The sequence below is a fragment of the Nonomuraea aridisoli genome, assembly GCF_003236395.1.
Classification (GTDB): domain Bacteria; phylum Actinomycetota; class Actinomycetes; order Streptosporangiales; family Streptosporangiaceae; genus Nonomuraea; species Nonomuraea aridisoli.
Genome location: NZ_POUD01000031.1, coordinates 1 through 14,728 on the forward strand (window position 1 = coordinate 1; position 14,728 = coordinate 14,728).

Genomic DNA, 14,728 nt, shown 5'->3' on the forward strand with positions numbered 1-14,728 from the left:
GTGGCTGATCGACCGGCAACCCCGATCGCCCGCCAACAGGCCACCTCAATCGCCCGCCAACAGGCCACCTCACCCGACGCCATGTGCCTGTAGCGGCGAAACCACGGCGAAATCACGAGGGCCGCACCGGCGACCGGTGCGGCCCTTCGCCGCCGCGAACCCCCTCCACGCCCAGCCGCATCGAGCACGACTCCTCGCACCGGCGGGTCTCCAGCTTGCGCAGCTGCGACTCCAACGCCCAGGCGCACTCGATCACCACCCGGTCGCTCACACCGCGGCCGAACAGCGTGCCGCCCCGCCGTCTCCACGGCAGCCGCCCCGGTGTCCGTACGGCGCTCGGCGCTGCGGTCCACGCGATGGCGGCGCGTGATCTGCGTTGATCCGCGTGGTGATCGGCGCGCGCGGGTTCCACCGTGAGTGCGCGTTGGCTCAGGCCGCGTTTCTGGCTCGCCGCTGGAGTGCGGCGATGATTCCGGCCGGGTCCACGCTGCCGTAACCGTAGTCGTAGTCGAACCCGGCCTCGCTGCGGTCCTCGGCGGTCCGCCGTAGCAGCGCCCGCAGCTCGGCCGGCGGCAGCCGGGACGCCGGCCACCGGGTGCGTACCGCGGCCACCAGCCCGGCCGTCACTGCCGCCGCCGCGGCGGTGCCCGCGTCCGGCTCGTCCGGCCCGAACGCTCCCGACCCGGCGAAATGCGCGTACGCGCACACGTCCGGCTTGCGGGCGGTCAGCCGCCCCGGTCCCCGGGAGGAGTAGCCGAGGCGGTCGCCGTTGACGTCCACGGCCCCCACCGACAGCGCCTTCGGATGGGAGCAGGCGCCCGCGATCGGCCGCCCGTGGTCGCCCGCCGCGAAGACCACGTCGGCGCCCGCCCGGTCGAGCGCGGCGATCATGAGATTGACCGGGTGCGCGGCGTCGTCGGAGTAACAGCCGAGGTGGGCTGCCTCGCCGGAGCGACCGCCGGGGTGGGCTGCATCGCCGGGGTAGCCGCCGGGCTGGGCGGTACGGCCGCAATGGTGGCCGGGGAAGCCGCGGGGGTGTGCGGTACTGCCGGAATAGCCGGCGGGCAGGGTCGGTGTGGCCACCGTCCACCCGCTGACCACCACCAGGGCCCGCGACTCCTCGGGCTGCGTCTCGAGCGCCGTAAGCAGGCCGGCCAGGGCGGAGAGGGCGTCCGACAGCAGGGCGCCGCGCCCCGGCGGCAACACCGGGAGGTCGACGAGCGTGGCGTGCGGGGCGGCGATGAGCGCGTCGAACGCCGACATCGTGCCGTGGCCGGTCGCGGACTCGCCCGGCCGGGCCGACCCGTTCCAGCGGGACCCGGCGTCCAGGGTGACGCTGCGGCCGAGCCGCCGGGCCGTGTGCGCGCCGTCGATCCCCGTGTCGAGCACGGCCAGCGCCACGCCGTCGCCGTCGAGCCCCTCGGCGTGCAGGCCGGCGACGTTCAGCAGTCGCTCGACGTCGTGCCAGTCGCCGATCGGCGGGCCGCCCGCGCGCACGGGCACGGCCTCGATGGCCGGGTCGGCGTGGACGGTCACGCCCGGCCCGAGCGGCCGGTCGTCGCAGAGGGTGCCGCGGACCAGCACGCAGGCGTCCTCGGCGGCGTCGAACGGCCGGAGCGTGAGGGGGTCGCCGGCCGGTCGCGGCACGGTCACGGGCGTGAAGGCCGTGTCGAGCTCGACCCCGGGCAGCCCGCCGGCGACGTCGGCCGCGCTGACCGTCCCGCGGGGATCGGAGAGCGTGGAGACGAGGTCGGGGGAGGGGCGGAGCTGGATCAGGACCCGCATGTGTCACCACCGAACGTGTGGGGAGGGGAAGGAACCTCCCAACATTCCTTCATCCGTCCCGGCTCGTCCAGCGCTATCGGCAGGCTCGTGACCTGCAATAATGCGACGTTTGCCACGAAGTGGACGATCTCTTGTCCGGCGGCGTCAGGCTTCCGTGTCTCCGGTCCGTTCACTACGGTGAGGCACCATGACGCTCCAGGCGCAGAAGCCGGTCGACGACGGTGAGAAGGCCCATTGGCTGGCGGTGCGGCCGAGGCTCGTCCTCGCCAGCGCCTTCATGCTCTTCCTCGAGCTCGCGCTGATCCGCTGGACGGGCTCCAACATCGTCCACCTCAGCTACTTCACGAACTTCGTGCTGCTCGGCTCCTTCCTCGGCATCGGCCTCGGCTTCCTGCGCGTGGGGCGCTCGCGGCGGCAGCCGTACTACTCGCCGATCGTGCTGGCGATCCTGGTGATCGTCGTGCTGGCCTTCCCCGTGACGGTCGACCGCGACACCGAGGGCGTCCTGTACTGGACGAGCCTGTCCACCACCGGCCCGCCCGCCTGGCTCATCCTGCCGGTGATCTTCTGCGCCGCGGCGGTCATCCTCATGGGCCCCGCCGAACTGGTCGGGCGCTGCTTCCCCGAGCTGCCGCGCCTGGAGGCCTACCGCTACGACCTCATCGGCAGCCTCACGGGCATCGCCGCGTTCACGGCGCTGTCGTTCCTGAGCGCGCCGCCGGTGGTCTGGGGGATCATCGCGGCCGCCTGCTACGGGGTGCTGCTCGTGCCCCGGCCGCGCGCCCTCTACGTCGGGCTGGTCACCGTGCCGTCCGTGGCCGTGGTGGGGCTGCTGCTGGCCGAGACGCTGACCGCCGGCGCGCTCTGGTCGCCGTACTACAAGGTCACCTTCCGCGAGCTCCAGGGCCTCAGCGTCCCCGTCACCGACATCGCGGTCAACGGCATCCCGCACCAGCAGACCATGCCCGCCGCCGCCCGCCTGCAGCTGGAGCGCCAGTACGGCCTGCCGTACGAGCGGGCCGCCAGACCGCCCAAGGACGTGCTCATCGTCGGCGCGGGCAGCGGCACCGACGTCGCCATCGCCCTGTCCAAGGGCGCCACCCGAGTCGACGCCGTGGAGATCGACCCCAAGCTGCGCGAGCTGGGCGCCGCCGTCCACCCCGACCGGCCGTACGCCGACCCGCGCGTCACCACCCACATCACCGACGGCCGCGCCTTCCTCGAACGCGGCTCCGGCGCCTACGACCTGATCCTCTTCGCGCTGCCCGACTCGCTCACCCTCGTCTCCGGGGCCAGCTCGCTGCGCCTGGAGAGCTACCTGTTCACCGAGGAGGCCATGAAGGCCGCCCGCGCCCGGCTCAAGCCCGGCGGCGCCTTCTCGATGTACAACTACTACCGCGAGAGCTGGCTCGTCGACCGCCTCGCGTCCACCGTGCAGAGCGCCTTCGGCCACAAACCCTGCGTCGACGTGGTCAGCACCGCCGGCCACCAGGCCGTCATCACCGCCGGGCTGACCGCCGCCGACCAGCGCTGCGCCGCCGAGTGGCCCGGCGCCGCCCCCGGCACACCGACACCCGCCGACGACGACCGCCCGTTCCTCTACCTGAAGGACGCGACGATCCCGCCGATCTACCTCATCACGCTCGGCCTGATCCTCGCCGTCAGCCTGATCGCCGTCCGCGTCGTCGCGGGGCCGTACCGGCGCATGCGCCCGTACGCCGACCTGTTCCTGCTCGGGGTGGCGTTCATGCTGCTGGAGACCAAGAGCGTGACCGGGTTCGCGCTGCTGTTCGGCACCACGTGGGTGGTCAACGCCATCGTGTTCGCCGGGGTGCTGGTCGCCGTGCTCGCCGCCGTCGAGGTGACCCGCCGCTTCCGCACCCCGCCGCTGCCCGTCATGTACGGCGTGCTGTTCGCCGGCCTGCTGCTGGCGTGGTTCGTGCCCACCGAGTGGCTGCTGTCGCTGCCGGTGCCGCTGCGCGCCGTGGCCGCCGTGGTGGTGGCGTTCCTGCCGATCTTCGCGGCGAACGTCGTCTTCGCCAAGCGCTTCGCCGAGACCGCCGACGCCACCACGTCGTTCGGCGCGAACCTGCTCGGCGCCATGGTGGGCGGCTGCCTGGAGTACGCGGCCCTGGTCATCGGCTACCAGGGCCTGCTCGTCGTGGCCGCGCTGCTCTACCTTGGCGCCATGGCCCTGCTGCCGAGACAGCGCGCCCTGGCCTGACCCTCCGTCGTGCCGCCCGGCGGTGGGGCGGCACGACGGGCTAGCCGCAGAGCTCGTCGATGGACTTCGCGCCGGCCCGCTGGGAGTTGCGGGTGGGCGTCTGCTTCGGCGCGGCCGCGCGGGTGCTCGGCGCGGCGGAGGACGTCACGCTCGGGGAGGCGCTCACGTTGGCCGCCTGCGCCTGCCGGGGCGGCCGGAGCGAGTCGTTGATCGCCTTCTTCGTCGCCTGGCGGATCTTGACCCAGTCGGGCGCGCCCGAGTAGAACTCCGGCGGCACGAACTGCAGGCTGGTGATCTTCGCGCCTTTGACCTTGAGGGCCATCTCCAGCAGCGGCTGGAGCAGTTCCTGCGGGATGTTCGTCTGGGCGAGCCGCTTGGCCGCGCTGGCGATCTGGTTGAAGCGGCTCAGGATCACGCCCGGGGTGGCCTGCTGGACGAACGCGCCGATGACGCAGCGCTGGCGGGCCATGCGGGAGAAGTCGTCGCTGTTGACCCGCGAGCGGCCGTACCAGAGGGCCTCCTCGCCCGACAGCTTGCGGTAGCCGGCCTTGATCGTGCCGGCGGTGCCGTACAGGCCGCCCCACTTGATGTCCTGCTCGACCCGGATGCGCAGGCCGCCGATGGCGTCGACCAGGTCCGCGAAGCCGTACATGTTCATCATCGCGTAGTAGTCGATGTGCAGGCCCAGCGTGAAGCCGATGGCGTCCATCAGGGCGCGGGGGCCCTTGTTGTGGCCCCCCATGATCTCCGGGTGGTCGTTGGCGTACTGCCAGACCTCGTTGAGCAGGCCGCCGTTCGGGAGCTCGGCCATGAAGCCGTTCGGGAACTGCTTGCGCAGCGGGGAGGACTCCGGGAAGCGCACGTGCTGCAGGTTACGGGGCAGGCTGAACAGGACCGTGTTGCCGGTTCTGACGTCGACGCTGGCCACGTTCATGCTGTCGGTGCGCACGCCGGTGCGGTTGCTCGCCGCGTCGCCGCCGATCAGCAGGAAGTTGACCCGGGTCTTGCCGCTCCACGGGTCGGCCGGGTTCGTGGGCGCCGCGGCAGCGTCGGGGTCGTCGGCGGCGCTCTTGAAGATGGAGCCGACCGCGTCGCGGGCGGCCACGACGTACTGGGCGGTCATCGCGAACGGCGACATGACGGCCACGCACAGCACGCCCACCACGATGCCGGTCAGCATCTGGCCCTGCTGGTTCAGCCGGTTCGGGCCCAGCACGATGTACGACGTCACCAGCAGCGCGAACCACGCCAGCGCGGCGACGGACGCCAGGACGATCACCCACATCATCGCGCCGGTGTTCGCGAACATGGTCGCGTTCGCCAGGTCGCTGGCCACGCTCAGCCCGTAGGCCAGCGCCGCGAGCAGCAGCACCGCGTACACGCTGACCAGCACCAGGCCGGTACGACGGTGCCCGGCGCGCAGGTGGGCGGCGCCGGGCACGATGGCGGACAGGGCGGTCCAGCCGAGCACGGAGGCGGGTGTCAGCGGCCGGGCGAAACGCGGCCGGGCGGAGCCCGAGGCGGGGGAGCGCTTCGAGGAGCCCCGCGAGGAGGGACCCTGGGCGTTCGAGGAGCCCTGGGCGTTCGAGGAGCCCGGGCCGGAAGGTCCCGACGCGCGAGTTCCCTGCGAGGAGGAGGGCGTGCGGCCGGGGCGAGGTCGTCGCGCTGGGCGCCGTTTCCTGCCTCCTGGCACGCTCTCTACCCCATCGCGATTGCTCACACCCGGCTCCCTTACACGCCTACCAGGCAAAACTGATGTCCAGCCCCCATTGGCACAAGATTGCCAGGATTCTAGCCCCCATATATGGACAACAGAGACATGTGCTCAACCTGAGATGAACTGCAGGTCAACATCACGAGGTCGTCGAGGACGGCGCCCGCCACGTGTTGCACTGAAACGTGCGGTTCTTCTCCCACCCCTGCCGGAACCACCGGTTGTTGTTCGCGGGAGAGCCGTGGTCACGCGGGTATCCGGGGTGGTCGCCCACCTGTCCGTAGAACCAGAACAGCCGGCTGCGGTTCGCCGTGCTGACCGGGTACGAGGCCGCCACCGAGCGCATCCACATGCCGCCGAAGCACGTCGCCTGGAGCTCCATCTTTCTGCTGAGCGACAGCTTGGTGTTCTGACTGCCGGTGTCGAGGGTGGCGCTCCACCAGGAGTCCATCAGGCCGGTGATGTTCTGGACGTGGTGGCCGTACTCGTGGGCCATCATGCTGATGATGCCGCCGTGCCAGCTGATGATCTGGCCGTACCCGCGGGCGTTGCCGTTGCCCCGCGCCATCGCCGAGGTGGAGGCGTAGATGGTGTTGTTGCGCGGGCAGTAGTACGGCACCATGCTGCCCGCCGACGGGTAGTCGCCGCACGCGCCCCTGCCCCGCCCGGAGGCGATGGCGTAGTTGGGCGGGCTGAAGTCGATGCCCTGCTTCTCCAGGATCGGTCGCCAGGCCCGGTCCATGCATCTGCCGGTCTTCAGGATCAGCGACTTGAGCTGACTGTGGCTGAAGATGCTGGCGTTGCCGGCCCGGCAGGCCAGCCGGGGCAGCCCGCCGGCCCGGTACATGGTGTTGTTCTTCAGGCTCGTGTTGAGCGCGGGCTGCGCCGGCGGATCGACGGTTTCCTGATCCGGCTCCTCCTCGCGCGTCGGCTCGTCCGAGGGCTCGTCGTCGCGCGTGGGGGCGGGCTCGCCGGACTCCTCCTCCGACGGCTCGTACGTCGGGATCGCCACCGGCGTCGTCGTGTCCGAGCCGGAGGAGCCGCCGATCATCACCGCCCCGACGACGATCAGCACGAACAGCGCCGCCAGCGAGCCGAACACCACGCCGAGCACTGCTGCCGCGCCCATACCCTGCTTCCTGCGCGGCGGAGCGGGCTGCCACTGGCGCGGCGGCATCGGCGGCATCGGCGGCCGGGGCGGCGGTGGGGGCGGCTGCCCGTGCCCGTGCGGCTGTCCGTACGGGGGCCTCGGCGGTCTGGGAGGCGGGTAAGGGTTCGCCCGCGGCGGGTACGGGTTCCCCGGACCGCCGGGGCCGCTCGCACCGCCGGGGCCGTACGGCTGGGGTTGGGGCTGACGTCGGCCCGGTGGGGGCCACGGTAAGGAGGGTGGCCGCTGTGGTCGGCCTGGCCCCTGTGGCGGCGGTGGGTAATGCCCGTTGCCTGTCACCGTGTCTCCCCGTTCACCCGCTTGTCCGTAATGCAGGCATTTGCGTCTCGACTTGACGGACCCTTGGCAAATTTGGGGCAAAAGCATACTGATTTATCACCCGTCACGGATGTAGCGGTGCTCGGTTACAGTCCGAAATCATTCGAGGTGATCTCTGCTATCTCCCGGTCCGCGCGGCGGGTGGTGTCCTAGCTTCTTTGGCATGAATCTCCAGCAGCTCCGCTATGTGGTCGCGACTGCGGAGCACCGCACCATGACCGACGCGGCCAGGTCGCTTTACATCGCGCAGCCTGCGCTGTCACGCGCGATCCGCGATCTCGAGCGAGAGCTCGGCATGACGTTGTTCGCCCGTTCCGGCCGAGGCGTGGTCGTCACCGCCCAAGGCCGACGGGTGGTCAAGCTGGCCAGAGAGGCGCTCGACGCCGTCCACGAGATCGAAGGACTGGCCGGCCAGGGTGGCGTCACCGAGGCGGAACTCCGCATCGCCTCCACCCCGAGCCTCGAACCCGGCCTCGCGGGACGGCTTCTGCCGGCCTACACGGCCGAACACCCGGGCGTGCGCGTGCACATCGTGCGGTGCGACGGCAGAGACGCGGTCGTCAGCGCCATCAGGGATCAGCGGGCCGATCTCGGGCTCACCGATCTCCCCGTGCCCACCGATCTCATCACCCACCCGCTCGAACGCCAGGAGATCGTGCTGATCTCCCCGCCCGGGCTCGAACTGCCGAACCCGGTGCCGATGGGCAAGCTGAACGGCATGCGCCTGGCGCTGCCCGCCCGCGGCAGCCTGCGGCGCAGGGAGCTCGACGCGATGTTCGGCAAGTACGCCGTGAAACCGGTGGTCGTGCTCGAAACCGACGAGCGCAACGGCTGGCTCAACGCCGTACGGGCCGGGCAGGCGTCCTTGCTCTGGTACCGCGGGATGGCCGAACAGGCCGCCCGTGCGGGACTGGTGGTGCGCTCGCTCGAACCCGCCGTACGCAGGGTCATCGCCGTCGTCCACGCACGCCGGCGCCTGCCGCTCATCGCCCAGGACTTCCTGGCGACCGCAGAGAAGGGAACAGCAGCCTGACCACTTTGGGAACGATCCATTTCCCCACCTGGGGCCTGCGCTCCCCACGAAACCCGACCCCCCGACTCCCAAGGAGTGCCCTCGACGCAGGGATGGGGATCGGTTCAGCCTGAAGGGTCCGCGAGACCCAAGGCAGGACACCCTCCCGTTCGAGGGGCCTGAGGCCGTTCGGTCCGATGGGTCCGGCGAAGACGCCGCACTCTGAGGATCTTCGGGCATCGGCTCTCAGCCCCTGATCCGCACCACCTCCCCGGAAGCCGCCGCCGTGCCCGCGCCAGGCACGCGGCAGGCCCCCTCCGGCCCCGCCGCCGCGCCTTGCGGCCATCCCGCCGTACGGCATCCCGCCGCCGGCGATCCTCGGCACCGTCCGCCGTTCCGCCGGCCTCCGTCCCCGTGAGCGCCGCGGGCTCCGGCGATCGACGTGCCGCCCTGAAGCGCCACCGGCGCAGACACCGCCGCGCGTACGCCGCCACACACCGTGGCGGCGTGTGCCCGCCACGTGGACGGGGCACCGCACGGCGGGCCCGGCAACGGCAAGGCGTACGGCGACACCGGCCGGACGGCCCGCCGGGACACCGGCCGGGCGGTCCGGCGGCGTGTTGCGCGCTGCACGCATGACTCGTGCCTAACACGCCACGCGCGCAGTGACCAGACATCTGTACCCAACGGGACTGGCCCGGGTCGGCCACCGGGGCGATAGCCCCCCGCGGCACCGTAGGCGACGGGCCGGTTCGCGCGGGTAGGGTGCTCTGCTGCCGGCCGGGGCGGAGGCGGATCCCGTAGGGAGGGACACCTGTGCGCAAGCGACACCTGACGCGGCTGCTCGCAGCGGCGCTGGTCATCACCAGATGTTCCGGCCCAGGGCAGGAGACCGGCCGGACGAGCCCGGCGGGGAAGGTCTGCGCCCTGTCCTGTCCGCGCTGGACGACCTCGGCATCAGCCGCTGACCGGCCCCTTCGGCGGGACAGCGCCTACGGAGGCTCGGGACCGGTCAGATGGTGGGCGGGAGGCGGACCACGGCGCGCAGGCCGGGGGAGGCGTCCTCCAGGACGACCGTGCCGCCGTGGGCGCGGACGGTCTCGCGGACGATCGCCAGCCCCAGCCCCGTGCCGCCCTCGTCACGGCTGCGTCCCGAGTCGAGCCGGGTGAAGCGGTTGAAGACGCGCTCCCGGTCCGCCTCCGGGATGCCGGGCCCGTCGTCGCTGACCGTCAGCACGCCGTCCGCCGTCAGCGCCACCTCGACCTTGGAGGAGGTGTGGCGTACCGCGTTGTCCAGGAGGTTCGTCAGCACGCGGCCGAGGTCGAGGGCGTCGCCGCGGACCACGACCGGCTCGCACGCGGTCAGCCGCACCTCGGCGTAGCGGTCCACCGTCCGGCGTACCACCTCGTCGAGGTCGACGGGCTCCCGCCGGGCCGGCACGCCGCCGCGTTCGTCCAGCCGGGCCAGCGCGAGCAGGTCCTCGGCCAGCCGCGACAGCCGCATCGTGTCCTCCAGCACGCCTTCGGCGGTCTCCTGCCAGTCCTGCCCGTCGGGATGCCCGAGCGCCACCTCCAGTTGCAGCCGGATGCTGGCCAGCGGGCTGCGCAGCTCGTGCGCGGCGTCGGAGACCAGCGCCCGCTGCCGCTGCTCGGCCTCCTCCAGCCGGGCCAGCATGTCGTTGAGCGTGGTGGCCAGCGAATGGACCTCGTCGCGCGACTGCGGCACCGGCAGCCGACGCGAGCGGGCCGTGTGGGTGATGTCCGCCGCGCCGCGGCGCAGCGCCGCGATCGGCCGCAGCGTACGGCCGATCATGAGCCAGCTCGCCACCGCCAGCAGCACGATCAGCGCCGGCGTGCCGACCAGCAGCACCCGCCCGGCCGTGGCCAGGCTGGTCTGGATCTCGCCGATGGGCCGGGCCGCCACCACGGTCTGCCCGTGGTCCGCGCTGAGCACGATGGCCCGCAGGAACCCGGGGATGGCGTACGGCCGCCCGTCCAGCAGCGTGGCCTCGCCGGTCGCGAGGACCTTCGCCCGCGCCCCGGCGTCCAGCAGCGGCACCAGCCGGTCGGTGCCGTACGTGACGTGCGTGATCCGCCCGCGCGCGTCGATGACCTGCACGATCGTGCCGTCGTGGGTGGTGATCGGGCTGGTCAGCGTGCCGGCGTCGGCCGCCACCCGCACGGCCTGCGCCTGCGTGAGCGTCGACTCGTCCACGGTGTCCATCAGCGCGCGTTCGAGCACGCTCAGCAGCACCGACGCCGACAGTGCCAGCGCCAGCGCGAGCACCGCCGAGGCGGCGACCGTGAGCCGGAACCTCAGCCCCTGCCGCCGCCACCAGATAAGCGGCGACTCAGCCACCGTCGCCCGCCAGCCGGTATCCCGCGCCGCGCACGGTCTGCAGCGCGTTCCTGCCGAACGGGACGTCGATCTTGCGCCGGAGGTAGCCGACGTACACCTCGACCACGTTGGGATCGGTGTCGAAGGTGTCCCACACGTGCTCCAGGATCTCCGACTTCGACACCACCTCGTCACGCCGCCGCATCAGGTACTCCAGCAGCGCGAACTCCCGCGGCGTCAGCTCGACAGGGCTCTCGCCGCGCTCGACCCGCCGCCGCGCCGGATCGAGCGACAGGTCGCCCGCCACCAGCACCGCCGGCCGCCGCCCCGCGTCGCGCCGCATCAGCGCCCGCAGCCGGGCCACCAGCACCACGTACGAGAACGGCTTGGTCAGGTAGTCGTCGGCGCCGAGGTCGAGCCCGTCGGCCATGTCGTACTCGCCGTCCTTGGCCGACAGCATGAGGATCGGCACCCAGTTCTCCTCGGCGCGCAGCTGCTTGCACACGTCGTAGCCCGACAGCCTGGGCAGCATGATGTCGAGCACCACGACGTCGTAGTCGCCGTGCCGGGCCGCGTGCAGCCCCTCCTCGCCGTCGTGGGCCAGGTCCACGGCGAACCCCTCGGCCTGCAGACCCCGTTGGAGCGCGGCCGCCATCCGCCGCTCGTCCTCGACGACAAGCACTCTCATGGGGTGATTCTCCTGGTCCCGCGCTGAGACGACGCTGAGAAGGCTGAGAGCACTCTCAGCCGTCCGCGGGCGCACGATCCGCCCGTCACCGGTGAGGACAGAACGGGGCGTATGCGCACGCCATGCACTCTAACCACCGGTACGGCCGGCGGCTCCCAGGCCGGGGACGGCCGCCGCGGAGTCGTCCAGGGCTGAGAGACGTCTCAGGCTGTCTCAGGTCCGCCACAGGATCGATGCCGCAGGCTCTGAGCATCGACATACCGTTAAGGAGTGAGATGCGCAGAGGCACGTTCGTGAGGTGGGGAGTGCCGATCGCGGCGGCGGCCGTGATCGGGGCCGCGATCGGCGCCGGCCCGGTGATCGCCGCGGTGAGCGGCGATCCGGTGCTGCCGGAACGCTCGGCGGAACAACTGCTGGCCGACGCCGCGGCCGCCACCGGCAAGGAGGGCGGCGTCCCGCCCATGTCCGGCACGGTCCAGCAGACGGCCTCGCTCGGCCTGCCGTCGCTGCCCGGCCTGTCGCAGGCGGGCGCGTCGTCGCCGCTGAGCCTGCTGTCCGGCTCCCATGAGGTCAAGGTCTGGTACGGCGCCGCCGACAAGCTGCGCGTCGCCATGCCGACCCAGATGAACGAGACCAACCTGATCGTCAACGGCGGCGAGGCGTGGTACTGGGACAGCGCCACCAACACCGCCACCCGGGTGAGCGTCAAGGCGTCCGCGGCCGCGACGCGGACCCCGGCGCCCGTTCCGGAGTCGCCCGGCCTGACGCCGCAGCAGGCGGCCGCGCAACTGCTCGCCCAGGCCGACGAGCACACCGCGATCCGGGTGATCAACACGGCCGAGGTGGCGGGCCGCCCGGTCTACCAGCTCGTGCTGTCGCCCAAGGACGCCGGCTCGCTGGTGCAGGAGGTGCGGATCGCGCTCGACGGCGAGACGTACGTCCCGCTCCAGGTCCAGGTGTTCGCCAAGGGCTCGGCGGAGCCGGCGTTCCAGGTCGGGTTCACCCAGGTGACGTTCACGCCGCCGGCGGCCGAGAACTTCACCTTCACCCCGCCCGCGGGCGCCAAGGTGGAGGACAAGACGCTCGCCCTCCCCGCGGAGGCCGGCAGGCAGGCCGAGGAGCACGCCGAGCGGGCCAAGGACGTCGCGGGCGAGACGAAGATCGTCGGCGACGGCTGGTCGACGGTGGCGGTCGTGCCGTTCGACCTGGACGCCGTGACCGCACAGGCGCAGCAGGGGGAGGGCGGCGAGGGCCGGGCGCTGCTCGACGGCGTGCTCGCCTCCGCCACCCCGGTGAGCGGCCCGTGGGGCTCGGGCAGGCTGATCAGCACCAAGCTGGTCACCGCCCTGCTGACCGACGACGGCCGTCTCCTGGTCGGCGCGGTCACCCCGGAGGAGATCACCCGGGCGGCGGGCGTCAAGTGACCGCCGTCACGAGCGAAGCGGGGGCGCCCTTCGGGGCGGCCCCGCCCTCCGGGGGCGAGGCGATCGTCACCCGGGGGCTGACCAAACGTTTCCGCAGCGGCCAGATCGCCGTGGACGCGCTCGACCTGAGCGTGCCGCGCGGCTCGGTGTTCGGCTTCCTGGGCCCGAACGGCTCCGGCAAGACGACCACGATCCGCATGCTGCTCGGCCTGGTGAAGCCGACCGCGGGGGAGTACTCCGTGCTCGGGCTGCCCGAGGCGGAGGCCCTGCCGCGGGTGGGGGCGCTGGTCGAGGGGCCGGCCTTCTACCCGTACCTGTCGGGCGCGGCCAACCTGATGCGCTTCGACACCGCCGACCCGACCGCGCCCCGGGCCACCGCGCGACACCGGATCGCCGAGGCGCTCGAACGGGTGGGCCTGTCGGCCGCCGCGGGCAAGCGGTACCGCAACTACTCCCTCGGCATGCGCCAGCGCCTGGCCATCGCCGCCGCCCTGCTGGGACCGCGTGAGCTGCTCGTCCTCGACGAGCCCACCAACGGCCTCGACCCGCAGGGCACCCGCGAGGTGCGGTCACTGGTCAAGGAGATCGCCTCCGACGGCACCACGGTGTTCGTCTCCTCGCACCTGCTGGCCGAGATCGAGCAGATGTGCACGCACGCCGCGATCATGCGCACCGGAAGGCTCGTCGCGCAGGGCACCATCGCGTCGCTGAGCGGCGGCCTGGCGGCGCGGATCCGGGTGGAGACGCCGGACGCGGCGGGGGCCGCGCGGGTGCTCGGCGCGCTCGGCCTGGCCGACGTCCGCACGGACCCGGGGGGCGGCGACGGGGGCACGGTGACGGCGGAGCTGGGCGGGCACGCGCCGGAGCGGCTCAACGCCGCGCTCGTGGACGACGGCGTGGCCGTACGGGGGCTGGCCGTGGAGCGGCCGAGCCTCGAGGACGTGTTCGTGCGACTGACAGGGGAGGGCTTCGATGTCGACGGCTGACAGCGCGTCCCGTACGACTCCACCGGCCACCGAGGCCACGCCCGCCGGCGAGACCGCGACGGGCACCGCGACGGGCACCGCGACGGCCACCGCCGCTGCGACGGCCGGTGTGACGGCCGCCGCCACGGGGCCGCGGCGGATGCCGGGGCTGGTGCCGGTCGCGGAGACCCTCGGCACCGCGGAACGCACGCCACGCGACCCCGTGCCCGCCGCGGCTGGTGGTCCGCCGGCGCCGCTGCCGCGCAGGGCGGGCGCCTTCTGGCGGCTGCTCGGCTCCGAGCTGGGCCTGACCTTCCGCCGCCCGCGCAACCTGCTCATGCTGGCCGTGCTCGCCATCGTGCCGGTGATCATCGGCGTGGCGCTGCGGCTGGTCAGCGCGCCCGACGACGGCATGGGCGGCGTCGTCGCCTCGGTGGCGGGCAACAGCCTCATGCTGACGTTCTTCGCGTTCTCGTTCCTGGTGCTGCTGCTCATGCCGGTGACGGTGAGCGTGGTGGCGGGCGACGCGCTCGCCGGCGAGGCCGGGGGCGGGACGCTGCGCTACCTGCTGGCCGCGCCCGCCGGGCGGACGCGGCTGCTGCTGGTGAAATACCTGAACGCCGCCGTCTACGCCTACGCGGCCACGGCCGTGGTGGCGCTGTCGGCGCTGGTGACGGGGCTGGTGTTGTTCCCCGCCGGGCCCGTGACGCTGCTGTCGGGCACCACGATCTCCATGGGGGAGGGGCTGGTCAGGATCGCCGTCGCCGTCGGTTACGTGGGCGCCGCCATGGCCGCCCTCGCGGCGGTGGCGCTGGCGCTGTCGGCGTTCACCGAGGTGTCCATCGGGGCGATCGCGGCCACGATGGTGCTGGTCGTGCTCTGCCAGGTGCTGAGGGCGATCCCCGAGCTGGACGCGATCACGCCGTACCTGCTGCCGACCCGGTTCACGAACTTCGACGCGGTGCTGCGCGCCCCGATCGACTGGGCGGCGCTGTGGGACGGGGTGCTGGCGTTCGCGGCCTACATCGTGTTGTTCGGCTCGATCGCGTGGGCCCGCTTCTCCGGCAAGGACATCACGTCCTGACCCCGTGC

At 72.5% G+C, this 14,728-nt stretch carries 11 protein-coding genes; 5 read left to right on the forward strand and 6 right to left on the reverse strand.

Annotated features, from left to right (window positions below; all coding sequences use genetic code 11):
- Nucleotides 1-112 precede the first annotated feature (112 nt).
- Together C1J01_RS49720 and C1J01_RS10525 are read right to left on the reverse strand one after the other, a co-directional pair.
- On the reverse strand, nucleotides 113-271 hold the full coding sequence (locus tag C1J01_RS49720) for a hypothetical protein (RefSeq protein ID WP_181448680.1): 159 nt from the start codon (nucleotides 269-271) through the stop codon (nucleotides 113-115).
- Nucleotides 272-429: 158 nt separating this feature from the next.
- Nucleotides 430-1,785: a S8 family serine peptidase gene (locus tag C1J01_RS10525; RefSeq protein WP_111178636.1), complete on the reverse strand. Its 1,356-nt coding sequence runs from the start codon at nucleotides 1,783-1,785 to the stop codon at nucleotides 430-432.
- A gap of 187 nt (nucleotides 1,786-1,972) precedes the next feature.
- Between C1J01_RS10525 and C1J01_RS10530 the strand changes: the two genes are divergently transcribed.
- Complete coding sequence (locus C1J01_RS10530) at nucleotides 1,973-4,009, forward strand: spermine/spermidine synthase domain-containing protein (protein WP_111178638.1); 2,037 nt, start codon at nucleotides 1,973-1,975, stop codon at nucleotides 4,007-4,009.
- A 40-nt stretch (nucleotides 4,010-4,049) separates the two neighbouring features.
- Here C1J01_RS10530 and C1J01_RS10535 read toward each other — a convergent pair whose 3' ends face one another.
- Together C1J01_RS10535 and C1J01_RS10540 are read right to left on the reverse strand one after the other, a co-directional pair.
- Complete coding sequence (locus C1J01_RS10535; RefSeq protein ID WP_235854364.1) at nucleotides 4,050-5,480, reverse strand: LCP family protein; 1,431 nt, start codon at nucleotides 5,478-5,480, stop codon at nucleotides 4,050-4,052.
- Between the two features lie 382 nt (nucleotides 5,481-5,862).
- Nucleotides 5,863-6,852, reverse strand: coding sequence for a neutral zinc metallopeptidase (locus C1J01_RS10540; protein ID WP_235854365.1), 990 nt, complete (start codon nucleotides 6,850-6,852; stop codon nucleotides 5,863-5,865).
- A 520-nt stretch (nucleotides 6,853-7,372) separates the two neighbouring features.
- Between C1J01_RS10540 and C1J01_RS10545 the strand changes: the two genes are divergently transcribed.
- Nucleotides 7,373-8,242: a LysR family transcriptional regulator gene (locus C1J01_RS10545; RefSeq protein WP_111178644.1), complete on the forward strand. Its 870-nt coding sequence runs from the start codon at nucleotides 7,373-7,375 to the stop codon at nucleotides 8,240-8,242.
- A gap of 991 nt (nucleotides 8,243-9,233) precedes the next feature.
- On the opposite strand, the gene C1J01_RS10550 is transcribed toward C1J01_RS10545, so the two are convergent.
- Nucleotides 9,234-10,580: a sensor histidine kinase gene (locus C1J01_RS10550; RefSeq protein WP_111178646.1), complete on the reverse strand. Its 1,347-nt coding sequence runs from the start codon at nucleotides 10,578-10,580 to the stop codon at nucleotides 9,234-9,236.
- The gene (locus C1J01_RS10555) at nucleotides 10,573-11,247 is read right to left on the reverse strand and encodes a response regulator transcription factor (RefSeq protein WP_111178648.1); all 675 of its coding nucleotides are present in this window, start codon (nucleotides 11,245-11,247) and stop codon (nucleotides 10,573-10,575) included. Before C1J01_RS10555 ends, C1J01_RS10550 begins: the two co-directional genes overlap by 8 nt.
- Nucleotides 11,248-11,522: 275 nt before the next feature.
- On the opposite strand from C1J01_RS10555, the gene C1J01_RS10560 reads away from it, so the two are divergent.
- From C1J01_RS10560 to C1J01_RS10570, 3 genes are read left to right on the forward strand one after another with little or no spacing between them, the layout of a single operon-like run.
- Nucleotides 11,523-12,671 (forward strand): LolA family protein, encoded by a 1,149-nt coding sequence (locus tag C1J01_RS10560; RefSeq protein WP_111178650.1) that lies wholly within the window; start codon nucleotides 11,523-11,525, stop codon nucleotides 12,669-12,671.
- Nucleotides 12,668-13,657, forward strand: coding sequence for an ABC transporter ATP-binding protein (locus C1J01_RS10565; RefSeq protein WP_111178652.1), 990 nt, complete (start codon nucleotides 12,668-12,670; stop codon nucleotides 13,655-13,657). Before C1J01_RS10560 ends, C1J01_RS10565 begins: the two co-directional genes overlap by 4 nt.
- Nucleotides 13,644-14,720 carry an ABC transporter permease gene (locus C1J01_RS10570; RefSeq protein ID WP_235854366.1) on the forward strand — a complete coding sequence of 359 codons (1,077 nt, stop codon included), beginning with the start codon at nucleotides 13,644-13,646 and terminating at the stop codon, nucleotides 14,718-14,720. Before C1J01_RS10565 ends, C1J01_RS10570 begins: the two co-directional genes overlap by 14 nt.
- The last annotated feature ends 8 nt before the right edge of the window (nucleotides 14,721-14,728 follow it).